Source organism: Colwellia sp. MB02u-6, assembly GCF_014077095.1.
Classification (GTDB): Bacteria; Pseudomonadota; Gammaproteobacteria; order Enterobacterales; family Alteromonadaceae; genus Cognaticolwellia.
Genome location: NZ_JACGVG010000038.1, coordinates 375274 through 387886 on the forward strand (window position 1 = coordinate 375274; position 12613 = coordinate 387886).

General features: G+C 36.3%; 15 protein-coding genes. 6 read left to right on the top strand and 9 right to left on the bottom strand.

Annotated features, from left to right (window positions below):
• The first annotated feature begins 64 nt into the window (after nt 1-64).
• The 3 genes from H4J46_RS16545 (at nt 65) to cobA (ending at nt 2678) form a co-directional block, all read left to right on the top strand.
• Nucleotides 65-289 carry a sulfurtransferase TusA family protein gene (locus H4J46_RS16545; protein ID WP_182234744.1) on the top strand — a complete coding sequence of 75 codons (225 nt, stop codon included), beginning with the start codon at nt 65-67 and terminating at the stop codon, nt 287-289.
• Between the two features lie 5 nt (nt 290-294).
• Nucleotides 295-1368 carry an AI-2E family transporter gene (locus tag H4J46_RS16550; protein ID WP_182234746.1) on the top strand — a complete coding sequence of 358 codons (1074 nt, stop codon included), beginning with the start codon at nt 295-297 and terminating at the stop codon, nt 1366-1368.
• A 485-nt stretch (nt 1369-1853) separates the two neighbouring features.
• Nucleotides 1854-2678, top strand: coding sequence for a uroporphyrinogen-III C-methyltransferase (gene cobA, locus H4J46_RS16555; RefSeq protein ID WP_220463057.1), 825 nt, complete (start codon nt 1854-1856; stop codon nt 2676-2678).
• 164 nt (nt 2679-2842) lie between these two features.
• On the opposite strand, the gene bcp is transcribed toward cobA, so the two are convergent.
• Together bcp and H4J46_RS16565 are read right to left on the bottom strand one after the other, a co-directional pair.
• Nucleotides 2843-3313, bottom strand: a complete 471-nt coding sequence (gene bcp / locus H4J46_RS16560) for a thioredoxin-dependent thiol peroxidase (RefSeq protein ID WP_182234748.1) — start codon at nt 3311-3313, stop codon at nt 2843-2845.
• Between the two features lie 8 nt (nt 3314-3321).
• Nucleotides 3322-3849 (bottom strand): glycine cleavage system protein R, encoded by a 528-nt coding sequence (locus H4J46_RS16565; RefSeq protein ID WP_182234749.1) that lies wholly within the window; start codon nt 3847-3849, stop codon nt 3322-3324.
• 586 nt (nt 3850-4435) lie between these two features.
• On the opposite strand from H4J46_RS16565, the gene H4J46_RS16570 reads away from it, so the two are divergent.
• Both H4J46_RS16570 and bamC read left to right on the top strand, forming a co-directional pair.
• A complete protein-coding gene (locus H4J46_RS16570; RefSeq protein ID WP_182234751.1) occupies nt 4436-4675 on the top strand; it encodes a CDGSH iron-sulfur domain-containing protein in 240 nt (79 codons plus the stop codon).
• Between the two features lie 561 nt (nt 4676-5236).
• Nucleotides 5237-6322 (top strand): outer membrane protein assembly factor BamC, encoded by a 1086-nt coding sequence (gene bamC / locus H4J46_RS16575; RefSeq protein WP_182234753.1) that lies wholly within the window; start codon nt 5237-5239, stop codon nt 6320-6322.
• Between the two features lie 49 nt (nt 6323-6371).
• Here the strand turns inward: bamC and H4J46_RS16580 are convergent, their stop codons facing one another.
• The 5 genes from H4J46_RS16580 to H4J46_RS16600 form a co-directional block, all read right to left on the bottom strand.
• Entirely contained in the window at nt 6372-6602 is a 231-nt protein-coding gene (locus H4J46_RS16580) for a hypothetical protein (protein WP_182234755.1), read from the bottom strand.
• Between the two features lie 111 nt (nt 6603-6713).
• On the bottom strand, nt 6714-7391 hold the full coding sequence (locus tag H4J46_RS16585) for a M15 family metallopeptidase (protein ID WP_182234757.1): 678 nt from the start codon (nt 7389-7391) through the stop codon (nt 6714-6716).
• 1 nt (nt 7392) lies between these two features.
• On the bottom strand, nt 7393-8541 hold the full coding sequence (gene dapE, locus H4J46_RS16590; protein ID WP_182234759.1) for a succinyl-diaminopimelate desuccinylase: 1149 nt from the start codon (nt 8539-8541) through the stop codon (nt 7393-7395).
• Between the two features lie 15 nt (nt 8542-8556).
• Nucleotides 8557-8901 (bottom strand): ArsC family reductase, encoded by a 345-nt coding sequence (locus H4J46_RS16595; RefSeq protein ID WP_182234761.1) that lies wholly within the window; start codon nt 8899-8901, stop codon nt 8557-8559.
• A 13-nt stretch (nt 8902-8914) separates the two neighbouring features.
• A complete protein-coding gene (locus H4J46_RS16600) occupies nt 8915-9295 on the bottom strand; it encodes an ACT domain-containing protein (RefSeq protein ID WP_182234763.1) in 381 nt (126 codons plus the stop codon).
• 660 nt (nt 9296-9955) lie between these two features.
• Between H4J46_RS16600 and yfbV the strand changes: the two genes are divergently transcribed.
• Nucleotides 9956-10387 carry a terminus macrodomain insulation protein YfbV gene (gene yfbV, locus H4J46_RS16605; RefSeq protein ID WP_182234765.1) on the top strand — a complete coding sequence of 144 codons (432 nt, stop codon included), beginning with the start codon at nt 9956-9958 and terminating at the stop codon, nt 10385-10387.
• Nucleotides 10388-10466: 79 nt separating this feature from the next.
• Here yfbV and rlmA read toward each other — a convergent pair whose 3' ends face one another.
• Nucleotides 10467-11291, bottom strand: a complete 825-nt coding sequence (gene rlmA, locus H4J46_RS16610) for a 23S rRNA (guanine(745)-N(1))-methyltransferase (RefSeq protein WP_259365917.1) — start codon at nt 11289-11291, stop codon at nt 10467-10469.
• Between the two features lie 115 nt (nt 11292-11406).
• Entirely contained in the window at nt 11407-12216 is an 810-nt protein-coding gene (gene xthA, locus H4J46_RS16615) for an exodeoxyribonuclease III (protein ID WP_182234769.1), read from the bottom strand.
• Nucleotides 12217-12613 lie beyond the last annotated feature (397 nt).

Consider the following 12613-nt stretch of genomic DNA (forward strand, 5'->3'; position numbering starts at 1 on the left):
TGTCATTGTAATCAATTGTCGCAAATTAGATAATCAAACTAAAGCACTACGCATATTTTTATTTATGACTTACGAATACGATGCTACACAAGATAAATGTCCTGTACCACTGGTAAATTTACGCTTGTTACTTAGAAAATTAACCCCTATTGATTGTTGTTTGATACGTATTTGCGATAATGGTTCTAAAAAAGATATTCCTAAATTGTTGACAAAACAAGGGTTTTATTTCGAACAGCGTAATGTTGATAGATATATTGTTGAATTAATAATAAGAATGGAAAAGTAAATATTATGGTTTCTCTGTTTAGCGATTGGTACAAAAGAAATTTCTCGGACCCGAGTGCGGTAACCTTAATGGTTATTTTAATTTGTACTTTTTTGTTTGTTTATTTTTTCAGTAGTTTATTAATGCCGGTATTTGTAGCCGTTGCCATAGCCTTTTTATTAGACCTACCGGTGAATAAACTCTCGCAGTTGGGATTATCTCGGGTACTGGCTGTGATTATTGTTGTGTCTGTTTTTGTTGGTTTAACCTTAATCGGCATATTGGGACTGATGCCAGTTATTTGGCAGCAAAGTAGCAATTTACTGCAAGAAGTGCCGCAAATGCTTGGGCAAGGACAAACTTATTTACTCGCATTACCGGCACAATACCCAGACTTGGTCAGTAATGAACAAATTGCCCATGTAATAACCTTAGTTAATGATAAGCTAATTGAATGGGGACAAGTGGCGCTCAAAGCATCGCTTAATTCAATTTCCAATGTTGTCGCCTTGTTAATTTACTTTATTTTAGTGCCATTAATGGTGTTTTTCTTTCTCAAAGATAAAGACATGCTCTTTGTTAGCCTACGCCAATTTCTGCCAAAAGATCGTCGTATGGCAAAACAAGTAGGTATAGAAATGAATCAGCAAATTATGAATTATATTCGTGGTAAATTGATTGAAATTATTATTATTGGTACAGCATCAACCATAGCATTTATTGCTTTAGGACTTAATTATCCGGTATTACTTGGGGTATTAGTCGGGTTATCTGTACTTGTGCCCTATGTCGGCGCAACGATTGTAACATTGCCTGTTTTGCTGGTGGCTTTGTTCCAATTTGGCACTAGTGCTGAATTTGGTTATGTAATGATAGCGTACGCCATTATCCAAGCGCTTGATGGTAACTTGCTTGTACCTTTACTTTTTTCTGAAGCGGTAAACCTTCACCCAGTAACGATTATTATTGCAGTGATATTATTTGGTGGTTTATGGGGTTTTTGGGGCGTATTTTTCGCTATTCCATTAGCAACGCTTGTTAAAGCCGTGCTGAATGCTTGGTCAACAACGACTCAGCATGAGGTGATAAAAGCCAGTTAGTTTGTTATCCATTTACTAAAGCCTAGTTGTCTAGGCTTTAGTTTTTGACTTAGCTTTTAAACTTAATGGTGTGGTTCAACATTTAATGGTGTGGTTCAACATTTAATGATTCGTGTTGAACTTTCACATCAATTGTATATTTATTTTTCTCCTCACCTTTGAATATAAATGCCAAGCCTTTACTTTTCAATCGTTAGAGCGTTTTAAGGCGAGTGCTTAATGGACAACATTTTTGTTAAGTTCTTCAACACATTTAGTTGTAATACATTGATTAATTTAAGTATGAATTTTTATTTTTTATTGGTTGTAAGATAGTGCAGTATGATTATTTTATTGTAAATAAAATAACTTAGGTTAATTAACGCTAAGTTATCAAAATATAATTTATAAGCCTGATGGTTTTTATATTATAATAGAATAAGGGTCGATAAGGTACGCTATAAATAACACCATTATCTAATGAAAATAAATTGAGTAGCAATGTTTTGAATAACATAAATAGAAAGTCCACTTTACAAGCTGGTGAAGTAGCATTGGTTGGCTCAGGCCCAGGTGATGCAGAATTATTAACTATTCGTGCCTTGCGTTTTATTGAGCAGGCAGACGTTGCCATTTATGATCGTTTAGTCAGTGATGAAATTATGGCGCTTTTACCGCAACATTGTGAACGTCTATATGTTGGTAAAGAACAAGCAAAGCATTGTGTGCCACAAGATAAAATTAATGAGTTGTTGGTGACATATGCACAACAAGGTAGAAAAGTATTACGCTTAAAAGGTGGCGATCCGTTTATATTTGGCCGCGGTGGTGAAGAAGCTGAGTTTTTATTAAAAAATGGTATTAGCTGTCATCTTTGTCCGGGTATTACGGCGGCATCAGGTTGCACAACTTATGCGGGCATTCCTTTAACACACAGAGGTGTAGCACAAGGCTGTACCTTTATTACCGGCCATACCCAAAATGACGGCCAACTTAATTTACCTTGGCAAAGCTTGAGTTGTAGTAGTCAAACCGTGGTGTTTTATATGGGCATTAACACCTTGCCTAGTATCACTGAGCAATTAATTAAGCATGGTCGTGACAAAAATACACCGGCAGCGCTGATACGCAAAGGCACTCAACCGGAACAACAAATTTTTCGTGGTAAATTATCTTCGCTTGCTGATCTGGCGGCTGAGCATAAAGTTACACCGCCTACTTTAATCGTTATTGGCGATGTTGTTAACCAGTTAACCGATATTACGTTAACAACACCAGGTTTCTTAGATGCAAAAAACTATCAGCAACAGTTACCATTATCAGTAGAGTAGAGCTAAGTTGATATTTGAGCATATAGCACTTATTAAAGGCGGTAGATTAATAAGATACCCCATGAAAGGGCACTTGATTTATTGATACAAAAAAGGCTTAACAAGTTTGTTGTTAAGCCTTTTTTGCTATTTATTTGCTTGTTTAAGCCACTATAATTTAAAAATTACAGCTTGTTTAATAAATCAAGAACGACTTGATGATGATCTTTAGTTTTGAACTTGTTAAAAACATGGCTAATTTTTCCATCTAGGCCAATCAAAAAGCTCAAGCGGTGAATGCCATCATATTCACGGCCCATAAATTTCTTTAAACCCCAAACACCAAAGGCATCAGCAACACTATGATCAGGATCTGACAATAGGCTAAAGTTGAGTTCATCACGCAGGCAAAATTTGGCTAGTTTTTTGGGTTCATCAGGACTAATACCAAACACTTGAGTATTTAATTTATCTAATTCAGCCTTATGGTCACGTAGACCTTGTGCTTGCACCGTGCAGCCCGGTGTCATCGCTTTAGGGTAAAAATAAACTAATACTTGTTTTTTACCAATATATTCTGCGAGTTTAATATCCTGGTCATTTTCATCTTTTAAAGTGAAAATTGGTGCGCTATCACCGGCAACTAATGTTTTCATTTAAGCCTCTAAAATAAGTTTGATTGAATTTTTTTTATGCAACCCTGCACATCAAATTGTTCACACAACTGCAAGAAGTCGTTTTCAAGTTGTTCGATACTAGTTTCTTCCATCAGCGCGATTAATATGGCGGCACTCGTGTGATTATTTTTCTGATTAATTTCAGATTTTAATGACGATATATCGACATTACGTGTCGCAAAGAATGCCGTAACAGCCTTTAAAATTCCGGGTTGATCGATACCAGCATAATCAACTTGGTAATGATGAACATAATCTTGCTCTCGATAACCTGAGGTTCTTTTCATCATAGTAATTAACTCAAGTTCATGGGCGACAGCCGGTAATTTACTTTCTAATTGATGAATAGCTTTGTTGCTACCGGTAAGCAGCATAATTAAAGTGAACTCTAGGCCAAATATTGCCATTCTACTGTCTAAGATATTACAGCCACACTCGCTGGCTAATTTGGTTAAGTCACTGACACTGCCTGTGCGATCTGGCCCCATTGCCGTTAATACTAAATATTCGCTCATCAATAAACCTAGCCATGATATTAAAACCCTATTGTAACGCATGTTAAGGGACTAAAGCTAACCGCATGCTGAGTGTTTATTTTACCCTTTGAAAAAACTAGATTTATTTACATAGGATAAGGATAGTTGCCCTAAAAGAATGCGAGTAATATAAAGAGAAAATGCTGTAATGATCAGGGTTAATTAAGCGTGTATAACTGTTTTTATTTTTATATTTATTTTATTTTGCCAGTACCAGTGATAGTCCTATTTTAATAAATTATATGCTTAAAGGCCTGAGAGTAATATCCGCTAAAACGATAAAACGATAAAACGATAATACGTTTATCTAAAGTGTTAGGCAGAGCAGGACAAAGTTGGTTGGCTAAAGAGCTGTTCCCCCTTTAAAACAACTAGATTTTTGATGGTTAAAATAGCAGGTAAAGCTAACTAATGTACATGCAGTTAAATTTACGATAATGTAAATGAACATACCCGCTTATGCAGGAGAGATGGTTGCTTGGTACTGGGTATACTATTACTAAACTGAATTGATACTCTAACTGAAACTTTTAAATTTTGAAGAATAAACCATGGAGAATATATTATGAGTAAACCAGAACGTGCTTCAGATACCCCTTATGGCGTTGAAGTAGAAGCAGAGAAAAATTATTTTTGGTGTGCATGTGGTAAAAGTGACAAACAACCTTTTTGTGACGGTTCACATAAAGGCTCTGAATTTACACCCGTAAAATATACGGCAAAAGAGTCCGGTAAAGTCTTTTTTTGTGGCTGTAAATCAACCAAAAATCAGCCTATGTGTGACGGTAGCCATAAGAGCAATTAATTCTAATTATAGTCACACTTTGAATAGTTGGTTATTTGCGCTTTGCTTTGTAATCAACTTTTTTATTTAATGGTGCTTTATAATGATGAATAATATAATTGAATATAGAAGGTTGTTAATAGTTACTTAATATTTTCAATGCTGTTAGCCGTAATAAAGCCGTTAGTAAGATAAAAAGTATAACGCAGGCACTGTCACTCTTTTATGATCAGAAGTGCAAACGAGTAACCATCAACATACGTCACTATTTTACTATATTTGATGATAAATATGCGGCAATATCTTGTGTTTGTATTTTCAGGCAAGTACCATGGTGCGCTGCTCAATTTAGCGCTATTGCCATGAATTTGGCGGCTTTTAAATAAATCAGATGATTTTGGGGAACTTAGCCCGGATTCAGTAATCAAAACGACGTTATTGATGTATTGCTTGAACTTTACGATATTAACTTATCAGTTTTTCGTATTGACTAAAAATAATACTTATACCAGTGAGTATTAATAAAACTAAACAAGCAAAATTAAATTAGAAAGATTCAGATTTGTATCCTCGGGAGTGTTAATGAATCGCAAGATATTTTATTTTTCATTATTAAGTGTCGCTGTTACTAGCTGCGGTACTGTAAATAATAAGCAAGCAGTAGGCGATTTTGAATACGCAAAACAAAAAGAAGCAACAGCGTTAAAAATACCTGCAGGATTAGATAAACCTAAACAAGTTGATACCTTTTTTGTTAGTGACGAAATAAACCATGAAGGTCCAGTTGGTGGTGATGTAGATGTTCGTGCACCTTCACTGGTTTTACCTATCGCGGCGTCAACACGCACAGAGAGCACTTCTGCTGAAGCAAAGGTATGGTTTGACCAAGTAATTGATGACGATGATCTAAAAAGCTTTATTTTAAAAGCCTTGAAAGGCCAATTAACCACAGACAATGTTGAATTAAAACAAGTCGACGATAACGGTTTAGTTTTTGAGTCAGATTGGTATAACAAAGAAGTAGAAACAGGGACTTGGCCTTTTAAATCAATAGCAATATCAGAGAGTATTCGTTATCGCTATACACTTGAAAGTAAATCTCATGGTCGAAGTGTCGCATTAGTTGTTGAATTACTCGATTACCTGAAAACAGATGCAGCAGGTGGCAGTAAACGTATCGATATTATTGATCAACAACGTGCTGAAATGAATATGCTCAATGAAATTATAGCGCAAGTTGATTTCCAATATCGTTTAAAACAACAAGAAAATCGCTTATTACGTGCTAATCAAACCTTTGTTAGCTTAGGTGAGAATGCTTCTGGTGAGCCAGCCTATATTGTAGAAATGGATATAGAGCTATTCTGGTCTAACTTACCTTTGTTTTTTGAAGATCATGGCTTTAGCATTACCGACCTTAATGAAACCACTAAAATTTATTATGTTGATTACGTAAAACCTGAATCTAGTCTGTGGGATAGTATTTGGGGAGATAGCATACAGCTTGTAGATCTACCTAATGGTAAATATCAATTTCAGCTAGAGAAAATGGCTGAAAAATCTGTTGTTACTTTATATGATGATGAAGGTACAGCGTTATCTGAGGCAACTTTAGAGAAAATATTTAAGGTAATGGAAGCGGGCTTGTCATTTAAAGACGTTTTTTAATACTCGAATAATAGCAATGACTATTACTTATAGAAAAATAAAAACTCCGTTAATCGGAGTTTTTTATTTTATGGGTAATATCATTAGTCTTACTAACAGTTGCCATTTGATGAGGCGACTTCTGTGTTCTTGGTATAGTTTCTTTTAAATCGTTTAAACTTTTCTTACGTAAAGGTGTTTTTGCACTCTTTTGAAAAGTACTTAAATTACCAATTAAAATAGCTAATGCAATAATAACGATGGCTGGGGCAACCCAGCCTTCATTTAATACGCTGGTCATAAATTAACGCTCCGCTTAAATGTGCAAATAAAATGCCTACAATACGCTCAATCATACATATAATTAAGCCTTTAATCTTAGTTTCAAAAAATGCTTAATCGTTAATAAGAGTTAAGCATCAGCTACATTAACAATATAACGTTGATATAGCTCAGGTAGCAACGCGAGCAGTAAGGTTTTACCTTGAATCTCGCTATTTAATAATGTTTCTGCTAAAAGTGCTTCAGTATAAGCTTGTTGGTAGTGTTTAGATAATGGCAAGTATGAAAGATGCCATGGCTCTTGGGCAACACCGCCACGAAACTTATCGTAAGGTAAAAAGAAGCCATACGTTTTCGCATGTTCAGCTAGCCAAACGTTCAAGGGATAGAAGTGCCCTGAAGCTTGGTATTCCCATGGCTCTAATGCTAAAGGTTGCGCCGCGGGTAATAAATTTTTCGCATAAACGTCAATTTCACAGCCCCAATGATGGCGACTAGCTCCCGGCAGCGCAGAGAATAACATAATGGCGTGTATTTTTTCAGTGTCACTGAGTTCTTTAACCGCTAAAATTTGATTTGAGCCGTCTTTAATTGCCGTTTTACCAGAAAACTTATTTTGCCAAATCATGAGTTGTCGGTCGAAACTGCGAAAGCCACTGGCAATTCTCAACTCTATACCTGCAGCTTTTGCGGCCAGCTGTAGTTGTTTGAATGCCGACAACATTTCAGTATGAATAGCCATATTAGGCGCTAGCCAATGAATATGACTTTCAGTTTTGCCGGTCAATATTAACTCAAGTTCTGTCATTTTACTTATCGTTGGCTAAAACATTAACCAAGGTTTGATAGTAGACATCGGTTAATAAAATCAAATCTTGTACCGCAACACATTCATTAACTTGATGAATAGTAGCATTACAAGGACCAAGCTCAACAAGCTGTGCTCCAGTAGGTGCAATGAATCGTCCATCTGAAGTGCCACCACTGGTGGAAAGCTCGGTTGTTATATTGCAGCAGGTTTCAATCGCTTGTACAACAGAATCAACCAATGTACCTGGTTCTGTAATGAATGGCTGGCCGTTAAATATCCATTTAATTTCAAAGTTTAATTGATGCCGAGTTAATAAGGCTTCAACTTTATCAACGATCATTTCGGCTGTTAATTCAGTGCTATAACGTAAATTGAATAATGCGGTTAAATGACCCGGCACGACATTGGTAGCGCCAGTGCCAGATTGAATATTTGACACTTGAAAACTCGTCGGCGGAAAATATTCATTACCATTATCCCAATGCATTTCGCTTAACTCAGCTAAAACCGGCATGGCCTTATGAATGGGATTAATAACGTGATCAGGATAAGCTACATGGCCTTGTTTACCATGGATGTGTAATTCGCCAGAAATTGAACCACGACGACCGTTTTTAACCACGTCGCCTAATTTATTGGTACTAGAAGGCTCACCAACAATACAATAGTCAATTTTTTCATTGCGGGCTTCAAGTGTATCAATCACACGTGTTGTGCCATTAATAAAAGGACCTTCTTCATCACTGGTGATCAAAAATGCGATAGAGCCATGGTGGTTAGGATAGTCAGTAACAAATCGTTCGGTTGCTACTATCATCGCCGCTAAGCTGCCTTTCATATCAGAGGCCCCGCGGCCATAAAGCATACTGTCAATAATAACGGGATCAAATGGTGGAGTGTTCCAGCTTTCTAAATTACCCGGTGGCACAACATCGGTGTGGCCAGCAAAACAAAATACTGGCCCTGAACTACCTCGTCGAGACCATAAGTTAGTGGTATCTTCAAATACCATGCTTTCATTATTAAAACCTAACTTGGCTAAACGCTCAGACATGAGTTGTTGGCAGCCAAAATCTTCAGGAGTAACAGAAGGGCGTTCAATCAGTGCTTGTGCTAGTGAAATGGTGCAATTGCTATGTTTTATCATAAGAATACTATATACCTAAAGCAAAATTTCTTGATATTGACTATCTTTAAAGCCAACCAAAAATGCTTGATTGTGCTTAAGTAGTGGCCGCTTAATTAGCGTGGGTTGTGCTAAAATAATCTCGGTCATCACGTCGTCAGTGAGGTTGTTTTTAATCTCGTCAGTTAAATGACGAAAGCTAGTACTGCGTTTATTTAACAGCAGAGTCAAATCGGCAGACTTTATAAATTCCTGTAGCAATTGTGGGCTGAGGCCATCGCTACGAAAGTCGTGGAATTGATAAGGAATATTTTCTTGCTCTAACCATTTTTTTGCTTTTTTTACGCTATCGCAGTTTTTAATGCCATAAAGTATTGTCATTTTATTTCCTGAATTATATCACTTGGTAGTTATGTTTTATTAACGCGGCTTTAGCGGCTGCAAACTTATCTGATTTTACTAAAACGTAGTCAGTGTCAAAAGTAGAAATTGTAAAAATACTAATTTTTTCATTTGCTAGCACTGTTGATATATTTGACATTATACCGGTTAAGGTAAAGTTGAGTGGGCCAACAACTTCAAATGCTTGCCAGCCAAGTTCGACTTCTTCACTGTCAATTTCAATATGCTCTGGAATAACAATTGAAATTTCGTCATAGGTTTTTGCTAAAAAGAATATCGGGGCATTAAATACCACGTCAGGTATTGAGCTCTCACGTCGCAAACTATGAATAGCAAACGTTTCAGATAAGCGCCGTAGGGTAAAGTTACTCATAAGTCGACTTCGCTTGTTTAAATGCTGATGTCGACACTATAGCGTTTAATAGCTTTCAACTCTAGGGGTTATACTTGCGTGGGTTTGAATGCAGTAACTAAATGTTATGTTTAAGCAAACTGGTTAACCTGTGTTTACTACGCATTAAATTGATTATTGCTATCAAACTAGTGTATTTCTAAGTCTATTTAGGTATATAAAGCAAATTAATTGTATAAATTATAATATTGTACGTTTAATGATATCCACATAAGCTGTGGATATCATTGTGTGTAACTATTGTTTAAATGGTTAAGTTGTTGTTTTTTATTTACTTATTTTGCTGGTTAAAAAATACCAGCTAATAATTAGCGTTAAAACTCAGAGATAAGTTGTTAAAACGTCGTATTAAGGCGTAAAACAGCTAAAGATCTACTTATTTATAGGGCAGATCTTTGTAATTACTGATTATATTGTTGGAAGACTACAAGTGTGTTGAAATTACAACCAATGCAAGTATCGTCAACCAAGACACTAGCGATAGCCTCATAATTATTAGGAATTACTGAGAAATATTGATGCAGGGCAATAAAATGCCATCAACTGTGGTCATTTTACTTAATACCATCGTATATTAAAAGGTACTATCTTTTAATCAACCGCTGTTGTAGGGTATCGTTCATGAAGTTATCTATATTAGAAATTATCTCGCTTGGCCGAAAGTACATGAATTTATGGCCCTCACGCGTTGAACTTGGTGAATACTTTATGGAGTATCATGCGGTTAAAGTGAGCCGTTTGGTCTGTAAAGTGATGCCCGGTTTAGCAGTGTTTTGTTTAATCTTACAGTTGTATTTTGGCTCTATGTCTGCCTTACCTCAGGCGCTATTATATACACTTTGTATTATGAGCTTTCCATTACAAGCGTTGATTTTGATGGGCATTAAAGCTGATAAATTTCTTCCGCCTGCGTTAGCTAATTGGTACAAAGAAAGCGTCGCGCGCGTTAACCAAAGCGGTGGCGATATCAAGTTGTCAACTCAACGTCCACGTTATTTAGACTTGGCTCACTTATTAAACTTAAGCTTTAAAAATAGTTATAAAACCTCTTAATTCGTTGAGATTATAAGTAAAGTTGATTAGGAAAGGTTATAACTAATAATGCGATACAGTTAATCTGTAGCGCATTTTTTTAGCTCGATTTTTGATAAAGCCTGATCAGAAAGTCCGCCTGACATATAAAGTCATGCTGACTTAGTAAGCTTTCTTTGGCTTCGTTACTCGCCTTAAAAGCAAAGGGTGTCATAGCCAATAAATTTAGCGTGTCTTGACCCGTTTTTAAGTGCATTTGATAAGAGATGTTTTCTTGGTGCACCAGTGCCAAATGTTCAATGGGCAATTTTTCTTCATCATGTTCTTTAGCGTCATTATAAATATGCTGCTTTAGTTGCATCAAATGCTGTTTTGCTGGCGTAACGGTTAACAAAAAACCACCGGCTGATAATACGCGCGTAAACTCTTTTTCTAAAATAGGGGCATAAACCGATATAATCCAAGAAAATAGGCGGTCACTAAAAGGCAATTTCGATAACGTCGCGACACTAAAGTGACATTGTGGATATTTCTTACCCGCTTTTTTTATTGCTTCTTTAGCAATATCAACACCATAAACAGTATTTTCAGTATTCTTATGTTGATGAGTATAAAAGCCTTCACCACAACCTGCATCGAGCACAATCGTTGGCTTACTAGCATTAGTAAGTACTTTTTCTTGGTATAAAGCGACGATTCTATCAACCAAGGGTTGATAGTAACCTTGTTCTAAAAATGCTCGCCTAGCATTGACCATCGCTTTGTTATCACCAGGATTTTTTGAATGCTTAAATTGTACGGGCAATAAATTTAAGTAATTTTCTTTTGCGCGATCAAAGCTATGATTATTCTCACAGCGAAACAGCTTTTCATGATTTTGCAGAGGAAAACTACATATAGGGCATGCATAGTGGGTAGCAGTCATAGGGATCATTAATGTCTATTTTTAACAAAAAAGGGGCTAGCCCCTTTTTAAAAGTATGGTTTTAACAGTATAAGTTTGATTTTAAAATTATAAGTATTATGTTGCTTGAAAAGCTTTATTTACTGAACGTAGACCAAATGGGTGCATGATCAGATGGCTTTTCTATGGCCCTAAGTTCATAATCAATATCTGATTCAATACAGCGGCTAGCAAAATTTTTGGTTGCTAACACCACATCAATACGTAAGCCGCGATTATCGTCAAAGCCACGAGAGCGATAATCAAACCATGAATACCTTTCTTCACGGGTTGGGTGTAATGACCTAAAGGTATCAGTAAAGCCCCAATCCATTAAGGTGGCTAGCCATTGTCTTTCTTCTGGTTGGAAGCTGCATTTACCGGTTTTTAACCAGCGTTTTTTATTTGGCTCACCGATCCCTATGTCTAAATCAGCAGGTGAAATATTAATATCACCGATCACCACAATATTTTCGTCAGGGGTATGGTGCTCATTTAAGTATTGCATTAAATCTTTATAAAATTGACGTTTGTAAGGATATTTTGTTTCATGGGCAACATTTTCACCTTGTGGAAAATAACCATTTAATACGGTAACTTTTTCACCATTCTCATCGGTTGTTTGCACCATGATCATGCGCTTTTGCGCTTCGTCATCATCGGTTGGAAAGCCTTTAGTGACTAGGTTAGCGGCTTTTTTACATAGCATAGCAACACCATAATGCGCCTTTTGACCATGAAAATAAACGTGATAGCCCATCGCCTCAACATCAGTGAGCGGGAATACTTCATCATGAACTTTAATTTCTTGTAGGCCAATAATATCAGGTTGATGTTTATCGATAATAGTTTGTAACTGATGTAAACGAGCGCGCAGGCCGTTAATATTAAATGAGATGATTTTCATAATTATATATACTTGTATAACAGTGGGTTAATTGGCTTTGTTAATTTATCGGCATACTAAGGTGTTATTTTGAGCAGACTAAAATAGTTATAGGCATAATCAAGTGCGCTTTGATAAATTATTTTTCATAACCGAAATTAAAGATGAGTAGTATTAGAAACTAATTAAGATAGCTTGGCAACGCTGTTTCGTATTATCTTGAAGGTAAGTGAAGGTTGTAACGGTTAGACTTCTGAATAAAGATTCATATCCGTCATTTGGATTGTTGGTTAATTGAACATTAAAGGGTTTACTTAAGAGGTGACTGGGAGATGGTGCTGATAGTCACGGTTGGGTGTCATGGTTTGCCTAGTTCAACAGTGCCACTAGCTGTCTTTATCATCGAAGTTTATTATCC